The sequence below is a fragment of the Streptomyces sp. 6N223 genome (assembly GCF_052246635.1).
Classification (GTDB): domain Bacteria; phylum Actinomycetota; class Actinomycetes; order Streptomycetales; family Streptomycetaceae; genus Streptomyces.
Genome location: NZ_JBQQCA010000001.1, coordinates 248,804 through 267,649, shown reverse-complemented (window position 1 = coordinate 267,649; position 18,846 = coordinate 248,804). Strand labels below are relative to the sequence as shown.

Annotated in this window: 16 protein-coding genes; 5 read left to right on the top strand and 11 right to left on the bottom strand. The window is 72.5% G+C overall.

From position 1 onward, the window contains the following. The first annotated feature begins 35 nt into the window (after positions 1–35). Positions 36–2,189, top strand: a complete 2,154-nt coding sequence (locus ACTWQH_RS01115; RefSeq protein WP_443284342.1) for an alpha-galactosidase — start codon at positions 36–38, stop codon at positions 2,187–2,189. Between the two features lie 49 nt (positions 2,190–2,238). Here ACTWQH_RS01115 and ACTWQH_RS01110 read toward each other — a convergent pair whose 3' ends face one another. From ACTWQH_RS01110 to ACTWQH_RS01095, 4 genes are read right to left on the bottom strand one after another with little or no spacing between them, the layout of a single operon-like run. After that, a complete protein-coding gene (locus ACTWQH_RS01110) occupies positions 2,239–3,150 on the bottom strand; it encodes an ABC transporter ATP-binding protein (protein WP_443284341.1) in 912 nt (303 codons plus the stop codon). Then, positions 3,147–5,369 (bottom strand): ATP-binding cassette domain-containing protein, encoded by a 2,223-nt coding sequence (locus ACTWQH_RS01105; RefSeq protein WP_443284340.1) that lies wholly within the window; start codon positions 5,367–5,369, stop codon positions 3,147–3,149. The genes ACTWQH_RS01110 and ACTWQH_RS01105 overlap by 4 nt, the downstream gene beginning before the upstream one ends. Positions 5,370–5,386: 17 nt before the next feature. Continuing rightward, positions 5,387–6,376: an ABC transporter permease gene (locus ACTWQH_RS01100; protein ID WP_443284339.1), complete on the bottom strand. Its 990-nt coding sequence runs from the start codon at positions 6,374–6,376 to the stop codon at positions 5,387–5,389. A gap of 17 nt (positions 6,377–6,393) precedes the next feature. Continuing rightward, positions 6,394–8,085 (bottom strand): ABC transporter substrate-binding protein, encoded by a 1,692-nt coding sequence (locus ACTWQH_RS01095; protein WP_443284338.1) that lies wholly within the window; start codon positions 8,083–8,085, stop codon positions 6,394–6,396. 366 nt (positions 8,086–8,451) lie between these two features. Here ACTWQH_RS01095 and ACTWQH_RS01090 point away from each other — a divergent pair, with 366 nt between their 5' ends. The 3 genes from ACTWQH_RS01090 to ACTWQH_RS01080 all read left to right on the top strand — a co-directional run bounded on the left by ACTWQH_RS01090 (position 8,452) and on the right by ACTWQH_RS01080 (position 12,363). After that, the gene (locus ACTWQH_RS01090) at positions 8,452–9,729 is read left to right on the top strand and encodes an ROK family transcriptional regulator (RefSeq protein ID WP_443284337.1); all 1,278 of its coding nucleotides are present in this window, start codon (positions 8,452–8,454) and stop codon (positions 9,727–9,729) included. 191 nt (positions 9,730–9,920) lie between these two features. Then, positions 9,921–11,126, top strand: coding sequence for a cytochrome P450 (locus ACTWQH_RS01085; protein WP_443284336.1), 1,206 nt, complete (start codon positions 9,921–9,923; stop codon positions 11,124–11,126). Between the two features lie 115 nt (positions 11,127–11,241). Further along, on the top strand, positions 11,242–12,363 hold the full coding sequence (locus ACTWQH_RS01080; protein WP_443284335.1) for a type III polyketide synthase: 1,122 nt from the start codon (positions 11,242–11,244) through the stop codon (positions 12,361–12,363). A gap of 30 nt (positions 12,364–12,393) precedes the next feature. Here ACTWQH_RS01080 and ACTWQH_RS01075 read toward each other — a convergent pair whose 3' ends face one another. The 6 genes from ACTWQH_RS01075 to ACTWQH_RS01050 all read right to left on the bottom strand — a co-directional run bounded on the left by ACTWQH_RS01075 (position 12,394) and on the right by ACTWQH_RS01050 (position 17,243). Continuing rightward, positions 12,394–12,906: an NUDIX domain-containing protein gene (locus ACTWQH_RS01075; protein WP_443284334.1), complete on the bottom strand. Its 513-nt coding sequence runs from the start codon at positions 12,904–12,906 to the stop codon at positions 12,394–12,396. 40 nt (positions 12,907–12,946) lie between these two features. After that, positions 12,947–13,756, bottom strand: a complete 810-nt coding sequence (locus tag ACTWQH_RS01070; RefSeq protein ID WP_443284333.1) for an SAM-dependent methyltransferase — start codon at positions 13,754–13,756, stop codon at positions 12,947–12,949. Positions 13,757–13,808: 52 nt separating this feature from the next. Then, positions 13,809–14,696, bottom strand: a complete 888-nt coding sequence (locus tag ACTWQH_RS01065; RefSeq protein WP_443284332.1) for a LysR family transcriptional regulator — start codon at positions 14,694–14,696, stop codon at positions 13,809–13,811. Positions 14,697–14,821: 125 nt separating this feature from the next. Continuing rightward, positions 14,822–15,259: a PRC-barrel domain-containing protein gene (locus ACTWQH_RS01060; RefSeq protein WP_443284331.1), complete on the bottom strand. Its 438-nt coding sequence runs from the start codon at positions 15,257–15,259 to the stop codon at positions 14,822–14,824. Continuing rightward, a complete protein-coding gene (locus tag ACTWQH_RS01055; RefSeq protein ID WP_443284330.1) occupies positions 15,259–15,819 on the bottom strand; it encodes a PRC-barrel domain-containing protein in 561 nt (186 codons plus the stop codon). The genes ACTWQH_RS01060 and ACTWQH_RS01055 overlap by 1 nt, the downstream gene beginning before the upstream one ends. 314 nt (positions 15,820–16,133) lie before the next feature. Further along, positions 16,134–17,243: an NAD(P)-binding domain-containing protein gene (locus tag ACTWQH_RS01050; RefSeq protein WP_443284329.1), complete on the bottom strand. Its 1,110-nt coding sequence runs from the start codon at positions 17,241–17,243 to the stop codon at positions 16,134–16,136. A 65-nt stretch (positions 17,244–17,308) separates the two neighbouring features. Here ACTWQH_RS01050 and ACTWQH_RS01045 point away from each other — a divergent pair, with 65 nt between their 5' ends. Next, positions 17,309–17,746 (top strand): HIT family protein, encoded by a 438-nt coding sequence (locus ACTWQH_RS01045; RefSeq protein ID WP_443284328.1) that lies wholly within the window; start codon positions 17,309–17,311, stop codon positions 17,744–17,746. Here ACTWQH_RS01045 and ACTWQH_RS01040 read toward each other — a convergent pair. Continuing rightward, the gene (locus ACTWQH_RS01040; RefSeq protein WP_443284327.1) at positions 17,721–18,797 is read right to left on the bottom strand and encodes an ATP-dependent DNA ligase; all 1,077 of its coding nucleotides are present in this window, start codon (positions 18,795–18,797) and stop codon (positions 17,721–17,723) included. The genes ACTWQH_RS01045 and ACTWQH_RS01040 overlap by 26 nt on opposite strands. Positions 18,798–18,846: the final 49 nt, after the last annotated feature.

Sequence of the window (18,846 nt, the reverse complement as noted above, 5' to 3'; positions counted from 1 at the left end):
GTCAACACGCGACAACGAGAAGGAGAACCGACAACGTGCTGTCCGACACCCGCACCCCGATCCACCTGCGCGCGGCCGGCGTCAGCCTCGTGCTGGACCTGGCGGACGCCACCCTCCCCCGCGTCGTGCACTGGGGCCCCGACGTGGGCCCGCTCACGCCCGACGAGCTCGACGCGCTCCGCCTCGCCGGGCGCCCCCAGCCCATCGGCTTCTCGGTGGACGGGCCGGTGAACGTCGCGGTGCTGCCCGAGCAGTCCGCCGGCTGGCTCGGCACGCCGGGCCTGGTCGGCAACCGAGGCGGCGCCGCCTTCTCCACGGCCTTCGCCGTCGAGGAGGTCTCCTCCGCCGACGGCGCGGTGCGCGTGCGGGCGCGCGACGCGAACGCCGGGCTCGGCCTGGAGCTGGCCATCGAGCTCACCCCGGCCGGACTCGTGCGGCAGCGGGCGCGGGTGACCAACCAGGGGTCGACGCCGTTCGCCGTCGACGCCCTCCACCTGACGCTGCCGGTGCCCCCGCAGGCGACCGAGCTGCTGGACTTCACCGGCCACCACCTGCGCGAACGCGAGCCGCAGCGCGTGCCGTTCACGCAAGGGCTGCGGATGCGCGAGAACCGCACCGGGCGCACCGGCTACGACGCGGCGTACCTGCTGGCGGCGGGAACGGCCGGCTTCGGCAACCGGGACGGCGAGGTCTGGGGCGTGCACACGGCCTGGTCGGGCAACCACCGCACCTTCGCCGAGCGCACCTTCCACTCCGTCTCGCTGCTGGGCTCCGGCGAGCTGCTGCTCTCCGGCGAGGTGGTGCTGGCGCCCGGCGAAAGCTACGCCTCGCCCTGGCAGTACGGCTCGTACGGCACCGGGCTCGACGAGCTCTCCGCCCGCTTCCACCGCGAGCTGCGCGCCCGCCCGCACCACCCCGCGCGCCCGCGCCCGGTCGTGGTCAACACCTGGGAGGCGGTCTACTTCGACCACGACCTCGGCCGGCTGAAGCGCCTGGCCGACGCCGCGGCGGCGGTCGGCGCGGAGCGCTTCGTCCTCGACGACGGCTGGTTCGGCTCGCGCCGCGACGACCGCCAGGGCCTGGGCGACTGGTACGTCTCCGAGGAGGTGTGGCCGGACGGCCTCACCCCGCTGACCGACCACGTCACGGGCCTGGGGCTGGAGTTCGGCATCTGGGTCGAGCCGGAGATGATCAACGAGGACTCCGAGCTGGCCCGCGCCCACCCCGGCTGGATCATGGCCCCCGGGCCGGGCCGGTTCCCCGGCGCCGCCCGCTCCCAGCAGGTGCTCGACCTCGGCAACCCCGAGGCGTACGCCCACATCCTGGGGCGCCTGGACGCGCTGCTGAGCGAGTACCCCATCGCGTACCTGAAGTGGGACCACAACCGCGACCTCGTCGAGGCCGGGCACCAGGCCGACGGCCGCGCCGGGGTCCACGACCAGACGCTCGCCGTCTACCGGCTCCTGGACGAGCTGCGCCGCCGCCACCCGGGCGTGGAGATCGAGTCCTGCTCCTCCGGCGGCGCCCGGGTGGACCTGGAGATCCTCCAGCGCACCGACCGGGTGTGGGTCTCGGACTGCATCGACGCCCTCGAACGCCAGCGGATCCAGCGCTGGACCAACGCCCTCATCCCGCTGGAGCTCATGGGCACCCACGTCGGCGCGGGCCTGGCCCACACCACCGACCGCCGCCACCCCCTGGACTTCCGCGCCGGGACGGCCCTGTTCGGCCACTTCGGCATCGAGTGGGACCTCACCGCCGCCGAGCCCGAGGAGCTGGCGCGGCTGGCGGAGTGGGTCGCCCTGTACAAGGAGCTGCGGCCGCTGCTGCACTCCGGCACCTCCGTGCACGCCGACCACCCCGACCCGGCGTACGAGCTGCACGGCGCGGTGGCGCAGGACGGCTCGGACGCGGTCTACGCCCTGGTGGCCACCGGCACCTCGGCGTTCTACCCGCCGGGCCCCGTGCGGCTGCCGGGCCTGGACCCCGACGCCGTCTACCACGTCCGGCCGCAGCCGCCCGGCGAGGTGCCGGACGGCAACGCCCACCGCTGGGGCGTCGCGCTGCCCTGGTGGACCGCCGACGGCGTGCGGCTGCCGGGGCGGGTGCTGACCGGGGCCGGGCTGCAGACGCCGGTCCTCTTCCCCGAGCGCCTGGTGCTGCTGCGCGCCACCCGCGTCACGGCGTAGTGGCGGGTGACCCCGGAGCCGGGAAGCCCTCGCCCGGCTCCGGGGGCGGTCAGGCCGCACCGCCCTTGACGGCGGCGGTGTCTCGGTCGCCCGGGTCGTGCCACGACTGCGTGTGGTGGTCGTAGGTGCGGGTCAGCTCCTCGGGGTCGATGGCCTCGGTGTCCTCGGCCAGCGAGCGGCCGCGCTCCTCGGGGTTGGGCGCGGCGGCGGCCAGCAGGCGGGTGTAGGAGTGCTGGGGGGTGAGGATGACGTCGTCGGCGGGACCGCGCTCCACCACCCGTCCCCGGTACATCACGAGGATGTCGTCGGAGAAGTGGCGCGCGGTGGCCAGGTCGTGGGTGATGTAGAGGACCGCCAGGTTGTCCTCGCGCTGGAGGCGGGCGAGGAGGTTGAGCACGCCGAGGCGGATGGAGACGTCCAGCATGGAGACCGGCTCGTCGGCGACGATGACCTGAGCGCCGGGCGCCAGCGCGCGGGCGATGGCCACGCGCTGGCGCTGGCCGCCGGACAGCTCGTGCGGGCGGCGCTGGGCCATGTCCCGCGCGGGGGTGAGGTTCACCCGCTCCAGCAGCTGCTCGACCTGCTTTCTGGTCTCCGCCCGCCCCCGGGTCCGGCCGTGCAGCTTCAGCGGCCTGGCCAGGTGGTGCTCGACGGTGTGGAACGGGTTGAGCGAGGCGAACGGGTCCTGGAAGACCATCTGCACGTGGTCGCGGTACTCCCGGCCGCCGACCGGACGCCCGTCGGGCCTGGTGGCGATGATCTGCCCGGCCGTGGGGCGTTCGAGACGGGCGATCATCTTCGCGACGGTGGACTTGCCCGAGCCGGACTCTCCGACGAGGGCGACGGTGCGGCCGGGGGTGAGGGTGAAGGAGACGTGGTTGACCGCCCGCAGGCGGGCTCTGCGGAGGCCGTCGCGCACGCCGTAGTCCTTCACCAGGTCGCGGACCTCGAGTGTGGTCATCGCGCTGCCCCTTCGGTCGCGGTCTTCTTCGTCACGATCTCGGTGCCGGTACGGACGAACGCGCCGCGCTCGCCCGTCAGGCTCGGGAAGGAGCCGAGCAGCTGCCGGGTGTAGGGGTGCCGGGGCCGGGCGTAGATCTCGGCCGCCGGGGCGTACTCGACGATCTGGCCCTCCCGCATCACCGCGATGGTGTCGCTCAGCTCCAACAGCAGCGGCAGGTCGTGGGTGATGAAGATGACGGCGAAACCGAGCTCGTCGCGCAGCCGGATGATCTCGCGGAGGATGCCGCGCTGCACGACGACGTCGAGCGCGGTGGTCGGCTCGTCCATGATCATCACCTGCGGGTCGAGCAGCATCGCCATGGCGATCATCACGCGCTGGCGCATGCCGCCGGAGAGCTCATGCGGGAACGACTTCAGCCGCACGGGGTCGACGCCGACCAGCCGCAGCACCTCCTCGCAGCGCTGGCGGCGTTCGTCCCTCGGCATGGTGGGGCGGTGGGTCGTCAGCACGTCGTCGAGCTGCTCGTGGATGGAGATCACGGGGTTGAGCGAGTTCATCGCGCCCTGGAAGACCATCGAGAGCTTGTCCCACCGGAAGCGGCGCAGCTCCTCGCGCCGGAGCCCCAGCAGGTCGATGTCCGTGCCGGACCGGTCGTGGAACACCACCGACCCGGCGGTGACCTCGGCCGGCGGCCGGTGCAGCCGGTTGACGGCGTACGCGAGGGTGGTCTTGCCGCAGCCCGACTCGCCCGCCAGCCCGAGGATTTCCCCCCGGCCGAGGGTGAACGAGACGTCCTTGACGGCGTGCACGGGGGACTCCGTCTGGTAGACGACGTCCAGCCCCGTGACGGTGAGCACGGCGTCACGCTGCGCGGCGCCTCTGCCGCCGGCGGGCGGCGCGTCGGCGGCGCGGACCGCCGCGGACAGAGGGGTGCGCCCATCCGTTGCGGAGGCCGTGGCCGACGCCTCCGGCGCGGCATCTCCCCTCGCCCGCTGCTCGCCGGGGGCGGCGTCGCCGTCTGCCTCCGCCCCGCCGCCCCGCACGGCGGCGGACGCCCGGCCCTCCTGGGCCCGTGCCGCCGAGGCCGTGGCCGAGCCGGCGGGCGAGGCCGCGTCGCCGTCCCGAGAGGCCGCCGCGTCCTGCGTGATGGCCGAGTCCGTGACAGCCTCACCGCGCGTCGGCGCGCCGGGCTGCGGTGCCTGCTCCCCGCCGGGCGCAGCGGCGGCGGTCCCCGCCTCCGGCGCGGGTGTCTTCGCCGCCGCCACGGCCGGGGCCACCGCGCCGTTCCGCGCGGAGCGCCGCCGCTTCTGGACGCGCAGCTTGGGGTTGATGATCTCGTCGATGGCGAAGTTGATCAGCGCCAGGCCGCAGCCGAAGAGGGCGATGACCAGGCCGGGTGGGCCGAACCACCACCACGCCTCGTACTGCAACGCGAAGCCGTTCTGGGCGAAGTACAGCATCGTGCCCAGCGTGTGCGAGTTGGAGGCGCCGAGGCCGAGGAAGGACAGGCCCGCCTCGGAGAGGATCGCCGCGATGACGGCGAAGACGAACTGCGAGGCCAGCAGCGGCAGCAGGTTCGGCAGGATCTCCACGGCGACGATCCGCCAGGGCTTCTCCCCCGCGACGCGCGCCGCGGCCACGTAGTCGCGGTTGCGCAGCGACAGGGTCTGGGCGCGCAGCACGCGTGCCGACGCCGCCCAGCCGGTGATCGCCAGCACCAGCGCGACCGTCCACCAGCCGCGGTCCTCCGCGGGGACGAAGCCCGCGATGACGATGACCAGCGGCAGGCCGGGGATGACGAGCATGACGTTGGAGAAGAGCGAGAAGCTCTCGTCCACCAGGCCGCCGAGGTAGCCGCCGATGATGCCGAAGACCGCCGACAGCGCGGTGGCCAGTACGCCCACCAGCAGGCCGACCTGGAGCGAGCCGCGGGTGGAGTGGGCGAGCTGGGCGAGGACGTCCTGGCCGGTCTGGGTGGTGCCCAGCAGGTGGTCGCCGCTCGGCTCGGTCATGCCGATGCTGTTGATGGCGTCCGGGTCGCTCGCGAACATCGGCCCGAGCACGCCGAAGAGGGTGATGCCCAGGACGAGGAAGAGTCCGACGCCGAGCTTCGGCGACCAGCTGGGCAGCAGGGCACGCCAGCCACTGCGTCCGCCGCCGCCCTCCGCGGCGCCCGGCTCGTCGGTGGTCCCCGCGAGCGGGCTGAGGGTTGTCACGGTGCCTGCTCCTTCGCTCAGTTCTCGACTCGGGTGCGGGGATCGATGAGGCCGTACAGCAGGTCGACGACGAGGTTCGCGCCGAGCACCGCGACCGTGATCACCAGGAAGATGCCCTGCATCAGCGCGTAGTCGTTGTTCTCCACGGCCTGGAGGAGCTTGCCGCCGATGCCGGGATAGGAGAACACCTGCTCGGTGATGATCGACCCGGAGACCACGAAGCCGAGCGAGATGGCGAATCCGGCCACGGAGGGCAGGACCGCGTTCCTCGCGGCGTAGCGGGTCATGATCCGGCGCTCGCGCAGCCCCTTGGCGCGGGCGGTGAGGACGTAGTCCTCGTCCATGGTGGAGACCATCATGTTCCGCATCCCCAGCAGCCAGCCGCCGACCGAGGAGATCACGATCGTCAGGGCCGGCAGCGTGCCGTGGTAGATGACGGACTGGATGAACTCCCAGTTCCAGCTCATGGGCAGGGTGACGTCGTACCCCTGTTGCAGCGGGAACCAGTCCAGCGTCGAGGAGAAGAGCAGGACCAGGATGAGCGCAAGCCAGAAGTACGGCACCGCCGCGAGCACCGTGGTGGCCGGGACCAGGGAGTCCAGCCAGGTGCCGCGCCGCCAGCCGACGACCGCGCCCAGGGCGACGCCGATGATGAACGACAGCAGGGTCGCGATGCCCACCAGGCCGATCGTCCAGGGCAGGGACTGGGAGATGACGTAGGTGACGTCCTCCGGGAAGGCGCTGACCGAGATCCCCATGTCGCCGCGGAGCATGTTCCCCAGGTAGGAGACGTACTGGTCCCACAGGGGCTCGCCGGTGTCGGTGCCCAGCAGCAGCTCGTAGGACCGGCGCACGGCCGGGTCGACCGAGCCGCCACGCTGCTGGAGCTTGGCCAGCAGCGTGTCGACAGGGTTGCCCGGCATCAACCGCGGGATGAAGAAGTTCAGGGTCAGCGCCGCCCAGAGGGCGACGAGGTAGAACCCGAGCTTACGGACGTAGTACCTCATGGACTGGTGTCACTCACTCACTCGCCGACGGGCTGGAGGCGCTTGTAGATCTCCGCCTGGTCCGGCTTCTGCCAGACGGCGGGGAAGGCGTAGAGGTCGTCCTCCGTGGGCCAGCCGGTGAACTTGTCGACGTGGACCTCGCTGGTGTTGCCTCCCACCATGATCGGGATGTACGGCATGTCCTGCTCGATCCGGGTCTGGATGGTGTCGAAGTGCGGCTGCCGGGCGGCGGTGTCCGTCGGGTCGATCTGCCGCAGGGCCTCGAGCGCCTCGTTCACCTCGGGGTTGTCGTAGCGGGCGAAGTTGGGGTTGGCGGTCTCGCCGACCGGCGCGGTGTTGCCGCCGGCGTAGAAGTAGCTGTAGCCCCAGTACGGGTCGCCGGACGGGCCCGGGTGCTGCGAGTCGATCAGCAGCTGATAGTCGCCCCGGCCGCGCGCGTCGGACCACTCGTTGAAGGAGGACTGCTCCACGTTCAGCTCGATGCCGGCGGCCTTGAGCTGCTCGGCCATGGTGTTGACGGCCGTGATGTAGTCGGTCCAGCCGGCGACGACCCGCACGCTGAGGGAGAGCTTCTGGCCGTCCTTGGCGTAGATGCCGTCGTCGCCCTTGGTGTAGCCGGCGTCCTGGAGGATCTGCTCGGCCTGGTCCACCTGCGCCGTCATCGGGGCGGTGCGCTCGGTGAGCTGGTCGGAGATGATCTGGTCGTCACGGCCGGGGAGCGCGAAGCCGGGGGAGATCTCGCCGGCGGTGTTCTGGAACGCCAGCGCGTTGAGCTGGTCGCGGTCGATGGCGTAGTAGATGGCGTGGCGCACCGCCGGGTCGGTCTGCGGGCCCTCGCAGCCGAGTTCGGCGCTGGAGCAGGTGAAGAGCGCCATCTGGAAGACGTGGGCGGTGACGGCCTCGTAGCCCGGGTAGAACTCCGAGACCTTGTCCATGTTGGGGACGGGGCCGGTCTGCCAGTCGATCGTCCCGGCGGACAGGGCGTCGGCGCCGGCCTGGTTGCCGGAGAGGGCGATGTAGCGCACGTTCTTCACGGCCGGCGCGCCGTCCCAGTAGTCCGGGTTGGCCGAGAGGGTGAACGCCTGCGGCTTGAACTCGGCCAGCGTGAACGGGCCGGTCCCGACGGGCTCGGGGACCTGGTTGGTGGAAGGGTCCTCGATGTCCTTCCAGATGTGCTCGGGGACGATCCAGATCTTGCCGAGGAGTTGCGGGGCGTCCATGTAGGCCGGGTTGTCGAAGCTGACCCTGACCTCGGTGGGGCTGACCACCTCGGTCTCGCCGGAGAAGCCGACGGTGTTGATCGCGTCGTTCTCCACCAGCATGTCGAAGGTGAACTTCACGTCGTCGGCGTTGAAGGCCTCGCCGTCGGACCACTTCACGCCGTCCCGGAGGGTGATCGACAGCTCGGTGCCGTCGTCGTTCCAGGAGAAGCCGGTGGCCAGGCGCGGCTGCGGCTCGTCGGGGCGCGCGATGTTGTAGAAGTACAGCGGCTCGAAGATCGTCCCCGCCCCCTCGTTGTTGGCCGGGAGGTACGGGTTGAAGTTCCGCTGGTAGTCCCCGGACTGGCCGGTGTAGGCCACCAGGGTGTCCGCACCGCCGCCGGCCGAGCCGCCGCTGTTGCTGGAACCGCATCCGGCGGCGAGCAGGGCGACCGCGGCCGCTCCGATCACCGCGGCGCGTATACGCCGTGATCTTGCGTGCAGGGACATCGTTCGTTCCTCTCGTGCCCGCCCCGTCCTTGGGGCTCGACGCCGGGTTAGGATTGTTAAGCTGCCGAATTAACAAAGTCAACCCTCGGGTGGCACGAACCCACAACGATGGCCGACAAGGGGCGGCGTCCAGCACGGATCGGCGGCTTCCTCAGGGATCTAAACTAAGCGTCGCCCAGCGTCACGTGCGCACTGCGCGCAGGCGTCGGGCCCCACCCACGGCGGAGGATCGAGTGAGCACGGACCACGGGGGCGCAATGGTGAGAGCGGGTATGCCGTGAGCGACGCACGCGCGGCGGCTGGGCCGCTCGGGACGACGATGGCCGTACGCCGCCGCGCGGGCGGAGACGCGAACGGGACAACGCCGTGAGCGGACCGGCGAGCACTCCCCACGCCAGCAGCCAGGCGGCGGTCCTCGACGTGATCCGGGCGGCCGGGACCATCAGCCGCGTCGGCCTGGTCAGGGCAACCGGTTTCACCGGCGCGACCATCTCGACCGTGGTGCGGCGGCTGATCGACGACGGGCTGGTGCTGGAGACCGGCCGCGCGGAGTCCACCGGCGGCAAGCGGCGCGTTCTGCTGCAGCTCAACCAGTCCTCCCGCTTCGCCGTGGGCGTGCACCTGGACCACGCGGGCATCACCTACGTCCTGACCAACCTCGGCGGCTCCGTCGTCGCGCGGATGTCTCGCGCCGGCGTGGGGACCGACGACCCGCCCGCCGTGGTGGCCCGCATGGCGCTGGAGATCGACGCGCTCATCGAGGGCGCCGGCATCGACCGCGGCCGGCTGCTGGGCCTTGGCCTGGTGGCTCCCGGGCCGCTGAACCAGGCGAGCGGCATGCAGCTGGTCCCGCCGGCCATGCGGCGCTGGGAGGACTTCCCCCTGGACCGGGAGCTGGCCACCGCCGCCCGGCTGCCGGTGGTGCTGGACAACGACGCCACCGCCGCCGCGCTCGGCGAGCACTGGTCCGGCGGCGTGGGCAACGCCTCGACGCTGGCCGCGATCTACATGGGCACCGGCATCGGCGCCGGCCTGCTGATCAACGGGATCCCCTACCGGGGCCCGAGCGGCAACGCCGGCGAGATCGGCCACATCTGCATCGACGCCGAGGGCCCCGAGTGCTGGTGCGGCGCCCGCGGCTGCACCGAGGTGCTGGCCGGCCCCGGCGCGGTCGTCACCGCCGCCCGCGAAGATCCGGAGCTGGCGCGCGCGGTGGGCCTGGCCACCACCCCGGACCGCTCCCGGCGGGTGGCGGACTTCGCGGCCGTGACCCGCGCCGCGCTGCGCGGCGATGCGGGCGCGCGCCGGCTGCTGGAGCGCTCGGCCCGCTACCTGGCGGTCGCCGCGCGGACCCTGGCCAACGTCATGGACCTCGAACAGCTCGTCCTCACCGGCCCGAGCCTGGCGATCGCCGGCTCGATATACCTGCCCGTGGTCCAGGAGGAGCTGGACCGGGCGTTCTTCTCCCGCGCCACGCACTCGGTCGCGGTGCGGCTGTCGCGCTCGGCGGCGACCGCGCCCGCCATCGGGGCCGCGGCCATGGTGCTGCAGTCGGAGCTGGTGCCGCTGCGCGAGGGGCTGCGCCTGCCGGACAACCTGGCGGACGCCGAAGCCGCGGGCGGCGGCGTGGTGACCACCAGCTAGGGCCCTGGCCACTCCTGTCGCTCACGCACCGTCAGACGCTGCCCTTTATGTTCCCCTTATGGGTTAATTCACTGGCGCGTGTACATGACCCTCAGGGCCCGGGGGGACACATCGGTCGTCCGGGCGAACAGCCGTCACTCGGCTGATCCGTCGTGTCCCAATGCACATCCTGAGCGATCTGGAGCGCTGGAGTGGAGACCTCCGACCCCGTATGGAGCTGCCCCTTCGACTACGCCGAGGCCCTGGAGTTCGACCCCCTGCTGCGGCAGCTGATGACCGAGGCGCCCATCGCCCGGATCCGCATGCCCTACGGCGAGGGCGAGGCGTGGCTGGTGACGCGGTACGAGGACGTGCGATTCGTGACGACGGACCGCAGGTTCAGCCGTGCCGCCGTCATCGGGCGTGACTTCCCCCGCATGACTCCCGAGCCGATCGTGCAGTCCGAGTCGATCAACCTGATGGACCCTCCGGAGAGCAGCAGGCTGCGCAAGCTGGTGTCCCAGGCGTTCACCACGCCGCGGGTCGAGGCGATGAAGCCCGCAACCCAGCGGATCGTCGACTCGCTGCTGCGCGAGATGGCCGACCACGGGTCGCCGGCCGACCTCGTCAAGCACGTGTCAATGCGGCTGCCGATGACGACCATCTGCGAGGTGCTCGACATCCCCGAGGACGACCGCGCCGAGCTGCGGCGGCGCCTGACGGCGATGCAGTCGATCGGGGCCGCCAGCAAGGAGGGCGCCGTCCGCGCCAAGTGCGAGCTGCGGGCGTACTTCGGGGAGCTGACCGCCGAGCGGCGCCGCGAGCCCGGGGAGGACCTGATCAGCGTCCTCGCCACCGCGCGGGACGGGGACGACATCCTCTCCGCCGACGAGCTGACGGTCATGGCGATCGTGCTGCTGATGACCGGTCACGACACCAGCACCTACCAGCTCAGCAACATCGCGTTCATGCTGCTGACCCGGCCGGACGACCTCGCGAGGCTCCGCGACGAGCCGGAGCTGTGGCCGCAGGCGCTGGAGGAGCTGCTGCGGTTCATCCCGTTCCGCAAGGGCGTCGGGATCCCGCGCATCGCCTCGGAGGACGTGGAGATCGACGGGGTGACGATCCGGGCCGGCGAGACGGTGCACGTCTCCTACCTCGCGGCCAACCGCGACCCGTGCCGGTTCGAGCGGCCCGACGAGCTGGACCTGGGGCGTACGCCCGCCCCGCACATGACCTTCGGCTGGGGCGCGCACCACTGCATCGGCTCGCCCCTGGCCCTGATGGAGATCGAGCTGGCGCTGCGCAGCCTCTTCGAGCGCTTCCCCGCGCTGCGCCTGGCCGTCCCGCCCGAGGAGGTGCGCTGGAACACCGAGTCCATCTGGCGCTTCCCGCACGAGCTCCCGGTCGCCTGGTGACCGGGTCGGCACACCGAAGAACCGCCGAGAAACCACCGAAGAACACCGAAAGATCACACGCCATCGATGCCGTAGCGCTGGGAAAGCACGCCCGCGCGCGGTGTGGGAGGGGATCATGGCAACTCTGTGCAGACCGTCCATCGCTGTTCCCGACAACATCATCACGATGGACGAGACCCTTCAGCTCGCCCGCACCATCCACGCCGACCATCCGCAGCTCGGCCTGGTGCTGCGCCTGATCGAGAACACGGGGGTCCGTACCCGGCACATCATCCAGCCGATCGAGCAGACGCTGCAGCACCCGGGCTTCGAATCGCGCAACCTGCTCTACGAGCGGGAGGCCAAGCGGATGGTCCCGCCGGTGGTCTTCGGCGCCCTGGACAACGCCGGGCTGGGCGTGCGAGACATCGACCTGATCGTGTACGTCTCGTGCACCGGGTTCATGATGCCGTCGCTGACGGCGTGGCTCATCAACGAGCTGGGCTTCGGCACCGAGACCCGGCAGCTGCCGATCGCGCAGCTCGGCTGCGCGGCGGGCGGCGCCGCCATCAACCGGGCCCACGACTTCTGCCTGGCGTATCCGCACGCCAACGCGCTGATCGTGGCGTGCGAGTTCTGCTCCCTGTGCTACCAGCCGACCGACATCGGGGTCGGCTCGCTGCTGTCCAACGGCCTGTTCGGGGACGCGGTGGCCGCGGCGGTGGTCCGGGGCCACGGCGGCGCCGGCGTCCGGCTGGAGCGCAACGGCTCGCACCTGGTGCCCGACACCGAGGACTGGATCTCCTACGCGGTGCGGGGCACGGGCTTCCACTTCCAGCTCGACAAGCGCGTTCCCACGACGATGAAGATGCTGGCCCCGGCGCTGCGGGCGCTCAGCGAGCAGCACAGCTGGGACATCTCCGGGCTCGACTTCCACATCGTGCACGCGGGGGGTCCGCGGATCCTGGACGACCTGTGCACCTTCCTGGAGGTGGAGCCCGAGATGTTCCGCTACAGCCGGGCCACGCTCACCGAGCGCGGGAACATCGCGAGTTGCGTCGTCTTCGACGCGCTGGAGCGGCTCTTCCGCGACGGCGGCGTCGGCGACGCCGGGCGCGGGCTGATCGCCGGGTTCGGCCCGGGGATCACCGCCGAGATGGTGCTGGGGACGTGGGCCGCGGCCCCGCGCCCGGCGGTCGGGCACCTGGGCGCCATCGGCCACGGACGCCGGGCCGAGGAGCAGGCCGGCGTGGGCTGAGGCCTCGGCGAGGGGCCTCAGCCGCGAGGCTCAGCCGAGGGCCGCGAAGTACGCCTCGACCACGGCCGTGTGCGTGGGGAAGGCGAGCGGGACGGGCTCGTCGATGACGAGCCACTCGGTGGCCTCGGCGGTGGCGGACGACGCCGGGAGCGCGCTCGCGTCCCGGGACGGCAGCAGGGCGAAGACGTTCAGCGTCCGCTCGCCCCCGCTCACGTCGAAGAGCGTGGCGTCCGCCGCCGAGGCGACCAGTCCCGTCTCCTCCCGCAGCTCCCGGGCGGCGGCCTCCCGCCAGGTCTCGCCGACTTCGATGTATCCGCCGGGCAGGGCGAGTTCGCCCCGGCAGGGCTCGATGTCCCGGCGGACGACCACCAGCCCGCGGCCGCCGTCCCGCTCGACGGGGAGCAGGGCGACGGCGACGGGCAGCGGGTTGAGCCAGAGCGTTTCGCCGCACGCCGCGCAGTCGCGGGGCCAGGCCACCCCGTAGGGGTAGGCGGCGCCGCAGTACGGGCAGTGGGTGATGAGGCGGCCGTACGTGTAGGTCATTGGTTACTCCTACCACCCCCGGCGGCGGGCCGTGCCGGGATCACGACTTGCGGCCGACGCCGCCGAAGACGTCCAACTCCCGGGCCGGTTCCCCGTCCGGCGGCGGATCGGGGTTCCACCGGGGACAGGAGACCACGCCGGGAGGGACCAGTTCGAGCCCGTCGAAGAAGCCGGCGATCTGGCGCGGCGTCCGCAGGTGGTACGGCACGGCGCCGGTGGCGGCGTACTGGCGCGCCGCCCGCCGGGATTCGGGGCGGACGACGCCGGTGCCGTCGTTGAGCGACAGGTGGCTGCCGGGCGGCAGGCCGGCCATCAGCCGCCGCACGATCGACCGGGCCTGCCGGTAGTCGCCGACGTGGCCGAGGACGTTGCTCAGGATCAGCGCGACCGGCCGGGACAGGTCCATGGTGCGGGCGGCCTCGTCCAGGATCCGCCCGGGGTCGCGCAGGTCGGCCCGCAGGTAGTCGGCCGAGCCCTTGGGCCCGGAGACGAGCCGGGCACGGGCGTGCGCGATCACCAGCGGATCCTTGTCCACGTACAGGACCCGGGCGGTGGGTTCGATGCGCTGGGCAGTCTCGTGGGTGTTCTCGGCGGTCGGCAGCCCGGCGCCGATATCGAGGAACTGCCGCACGCCGGCGGTGCGCGCCAGGTAGCCGACGCTCCTGGCCGTGAACGCCCGCGAGGCGCGCGCCACCCGCACGACGTCGGGGGACGTCTCGGCGAGCCGGTCCCCGGCCACGCGGTCGACCTCGTAGTTGTCCCGGCCGCCCAGCCAGTAGTTCCAGATGCGGGCCGAGTGCGGCACGGTGGTGTCGATCCCTGACGGCTCGCCTGACGCCTCGTCGGTCACGGAAGGTTCTCTCCTGATGGTGGTGCTCGGTGCGCCGCCCCGCATGGATCGCTCAGCCCGCCTCGTCGCGCACCCGGCGGGCGATCCGGACGTAGGCGTCCACGACGGGGTTGTCGTGGTCGGGGTGCCAGGCCAGGTCGATCCGCAGCGGCTCGACGCCGGTCAGCGGCACCCACACGATGTCGGGGCGGGAGAAGTAGACGGCCGAACTCGCCGGGCCGATCGAGGCGCCGCGCCCGGCGGCGACCTGGTCGAGGAGTTCGTCGATGGTGTTGTTCTCGGCGCCCCAGCGGGGCCGGGAGCCGTCGGGACGCGGGTCGACGGCCCACCACCCGACCCAGTGGCGCGGCGCCTGCCGCGTCCGGACCAGTGGCTCGTCCCTGACGTCCATGATGGTCAGCGACTCGCGGCCGGCCAGCGGGTGCCCGGCGGCGAAGCCGATGACGCGCGTCTCCTCGGTCAGCGGCATGCTGGCCAGCCCGGTGAGGTCGTTGGGCTGCCAGACGATGGCGACGTCGACCTCCCCCTCGCGCAGCGCGGCGACCTCGCGGCTCCAGTCGTGGCGGCGGGGCTCGACCAGCACCTCGGGGTGCTCGGCCTCGAACGCCGCGCGGATGCGGGTGGCCAGCGGGCCCGCGCCGCTGGCCTGGAAGCCGATGCGGAGCCTGCCGGCGGCGCCGGTGGCGTGGCGTTCGGCGACGGCACGGACCCGGTCGGCTGCCCGCAGGGCGCGGCGCGCCTCGGCGGCGACCTCCCGCCCGGCCTCGGTGAGGTCGACGCCGCGCGCGTGACGGCGCAGCAGCGTGATGCCGAGCTCGCGCTCCAGCTTCTTCAGGGCGTAGCTCAGCGAGGGCTGGCTGATGAACAGCTGTCCCGCCGCCCTGCCGACGTGTCCGGTCTCCGCGACCGTGACCAGGTACCGCAGCTCCCGCAGGTCCATGACGAGTGGGCATCATAGACGCGGTCTATCGGGTTGTCGAAAGCCTGTCCTGGACGCGCGGCCGTGACCAGGGCGAACCTGCTGGCATGGCCAGCACAGCACCCACAGCGTCGCGGGCTGTTCGGCTAGGTCCGGTCGGTGGCGACGACGATCGCAAAGCCGCCGACACCAAGGAGCCGTTCGGCGGGGATCTCGTGATCCTTGGTGATCAGACGATGTATCCGGCCGTCGCTCACGTCGAAGTCGATGTCCGTGACGACGCCGAGCCCCTCACCGGCCTCCGTGATGACCTGCTTGCCGATCGGGTCGTAGCGCGGATCGGCCCGGTCGCGCGGGGCGTCATCGTCGGTTTGGAGCATGTCGGGCGAGCGGATCGTCACCGCGTCGGGGCCGAAAGCCTCAATGTTCTCCCACATCAGGACGTTGCCATGGCCACGGGCCCTGACCCTGAACGCCGTCACGTGCGGAGGCAAGGGGGCAATGGCGCATTCCCTGACCCTGGCAATCGTCTCGGCCTTCTGGAGGCCGACGACCTTGTGGCCCTTGGCCTGGCTGAACAGCATCACTTCTCCCCTTCGAGTCCGGTCCGCAGGCCCTGCGCCGCCTCGGCGAACCCTCCGAAGTCCCTCGCGATGAACCGGCTCGCGGCCTTCGGGACGACGACCATCTCCTCGGAGACGGGTGCCGGCTCGACCACGGGCAGCAGAGCGCGATGCCGGCCGTCCCCGGCGGGCTGGATCTCGTAGCCGACGACCTGGGGTCGCCTGCCGGTCTCGACCACGGCATCGACGATCTTCCCCAGATCCGTGCCGTCGTCGGTCATCACTCGGGCCCCCAGCACGTTCCCGCCGCGGGCGGACCGGGGCATCTTGGCCGCCCGGTCGTCGTCCTCAAGAGCACGCTCGTCGGGGATCACGACCGCGTCGGGCCCCAGGGCGTGCACCTTCTCCCAGAGCAGCGCGCGTTTGAGGGGGCCGGCCAGCAGGCCCCGGCCGCTGAGCGTGAAGCAGCGGACGCTGCCGCGTGCCGGGTCGAAGACGATGTCCTTGACCTGGCCGACATCCTCTCCGCCCAGGGTGACCACCGGTTTCTTGACGATCTCGCTGGCCCGCACATACGCCATGCCTGTCACCCCTTCCCGCGGCGTGACCGCCGGCCACCCGCGATGATTCCGCCCCTGCGCCGGCGTGCCTGCGTTGTCACCATGGCGACAGCGAGGACGACCAGAATGACGAGGACGATGATGGCCCAGACCCACCAGTCCATGAGTCCACCTCCGGTGTTCCCTTATCGCCCCCTGTTGCCCAGGGTGCTCCTTCCCGCCGGGGCTGTCGAATGGAAGCCGGGGCACCGCCCGCGCCCGCCGTGCCCGGCGCCGCCGTGATCCGGCGGGGGAACATGGCGACGGGGGACACTCCGCCGGGACGAAACGCTCTGTCAGCGTGCCGGGACGGCCTCGGCTCGATCGGGGGCCGGCCGTGTGGCGGGCCCGGCGTCCAGCAGCCTGCGGATCTCGGCGACGGCGGACCGGCCCGCGCGGTTGGCGCCGATCGTGCTGGCGGAGGGGCCGTAGCCGACGAGGTGGATGCGGGGGTCGCGGGTCGCGCGGGTGCCCGTCAGGCGGATGCCGCCGCCCGGTTCGCGCAGGTGCAGGGGGGCCAGGTGGTCGAGGGCGGCGCGGAAGCCGGTGGCCCACAGGATGGTGTCGGCCGTCACCGTTCGGCCGTCCCGCCAGGCGACGCCGTCGGGGGTGACGCGGTCGAACATCGGCAGCCGGTCGAGCACACCCGCCGCCCGGGCCCGGCGCATCGCCTCGGTCATCGGCAGGCCGGTGACGGACACCACGCTCCGTGGCGGCAGGCCCTGCCGCACCCGCTCCTCGACGAGGGCGACCGCGGCCCTGCCCTGCACCTCGCCGAAGCTGCCCTCGCGGAAGAGCGGCGGCCTGCGCGTTACCCAGGTGGTGCCGGCCGCGACCTCGGATATCTCCAGCAGGTGCTGCACGGCCGAGGTGCCGCCGCCGACCACGATCACGCGCTCACCCGAGAACGCCGAGGGCCCGCCGTACCGGGCGGTGTGCAGCTGGCGGCCCCGGAAGTCGCGCGCGCCGGGGACGTGCGGCCAGAAGGGGCGGTCCCAGGTGCCGGTGGCGTTGATCAGCGCGCGGGTGCGCCACTCCCCCGCCGTGCTGGACACCAGCAGCCGCCCGTCGCCGTCGCCCGCCTCACGCACCGCGCGCACGTGCGCCGGGCGCCGCACGGGCAGGGCGAACGCCCGCTCGTAGGCGGCGAAGTAGTCGCCGATGACCTCGGCGGAGGGCCGGTCGGGGTCGGCGCCGGTCAGCCCCATGCCGGGCAGGGCGTGCATGCCGTGCACCCGGCCGTAGGTGAGGGTGGGCCAGCGGAACTGCCACGCGCCGCCGGGCTGGGGCGCGTGGTCGAGCACCACGAAGTCGCGGCCGGGCGCGAAGCCGCGGCGGAGCAGGTGGTACGCGGCCGACAGCCCGGCCTGGCCGGCGCCGGTCACCAGGACCTCGACATCGTTCATGGTCGCTTCAACCATCTTCAGGCGCGCGGGCTTCCCCCGGCGCCGGCGTGGGGTTGACTGGGGGCGTGGACGACGCTCACTGCCTGTTCTGCCGGATCGTCAGCGGCGCGGTGGACAGCCACCGGGTCTTCGAGGACGAGGCGGTGGTCGCCTTCCTCGATCACCGTCCGCTGTTTCCCGGGCACGTGCTGGTGCTGCCCCGGCGTCACGTGGAGACCCTCACCGACCTGCCCGAGGACGCCGTCGGGCCGTTCTTCTCGCGGGTGCGGCGGATCACCGGCGCGGTGGAGCGCGCCATGGCGGCGGCCGGGTCCTTCGTCGCCGCCAACAACCGGGTCAGCCAGTCGGTGCCGCACTTCCACGTGCACGTGGTGCCGCGCAACGCCAAGGACGGGCTGCGCGGCTTCTTCTGGCCGCGCACCCGCTACGCCGACGAGGCGGAGGCGGCGGCCGTGGCCGGGCGGCTGCGCGCGGCGCTCACGGACGATGCGGGTGGGCGGTGAGCACCTCGGAGAGGTCGTAGTGGACCGGCTCCTGAAGCTGCGCGTAGGTGCACGAGCGCGGCTCGCGGTCCGGCCGCCAGCGCCGGAACTGGGTGGTGTGCCGGAAGCGGTCGCCCTGCATGTGCTCGTAGGCGACCTCGCACACGCGCTCGGGCGCGAGCGGCACCCACGACAGGTCCTTCTTCCCGGTCCAGCGGGAGGGCCCGCCCGGCATGCGGTGCGTCTCGTGGGCCTCCTCGCGGGCCCAGTCCTCCCACGGGTGGCCCTCGACGGAGTCCGTCACCAGCGGTGCCAGCTCCTCCATCAGCTCGGCCCGGCGCCGCATGGGGAACGCCCCGCACACGCCGACGTGGTGGAGCGCGCCGGCGTCGTCGTAGAGCCCGAGCAGCAGGGAGCCCACCACCGGGCCCGTCTTGTGGTGCCGCAGCCCCGCCACCACGCAGTCGGCGGTGCGCTCGTGCTTGATCTTCACCATCACCCGCTGGTCGGGCCGGTAGGGCTGGTCGAGGCGCTTGGCGACGATGCCGTCCAGGCCGGCGCCCTCGTACTGCTCGTACCAGCGGCGGGCCACCTGGATGTCGTCGGTGGCGGGGGCGAGGAAGACCGGCTGGTGGGTGCCGCGGAGGGCCTCCTCCAGGGCGGCGCGGCGTTCGCTCAGCGGGGCGTCGAGCAGCGAGTCGTCGCCGAGCGCGAGCAGGTCGAAGGCGACGAAGCTGGCGGGCGTGCGCTCGGCCAGCAGCCGCACGCGGGAGTCGGCGGGGTGGATGCGTTCGGTGAGGGCGTCGAAGTCCAGCCGGCCCGCCAGGGCGATCACGATCTCGCCGTCCATCACGCAGCGCTCGGGGAGGCGGGCGCGCAGGCCGTCGGCCAGCTCGGGGAAGTAGCGGGTGAGGGACTTGCCGGTGCGGCTGCCGATGTCGACCTCGTCGCCGTCGCGGAAGACGATGGCGCGGAAGCCGTCCCACTTGGCCTCGTAGTGCATGCCGGCGGGGATCTCGTCGGCGAGGCGGGCGAGCATCGGCTTGACGGGCGGCATCACCGGAAGGTCCATGGTCACCGATTGTGCGGCCGACAGCGGCCGGCCGCACAATCGGCGTCGT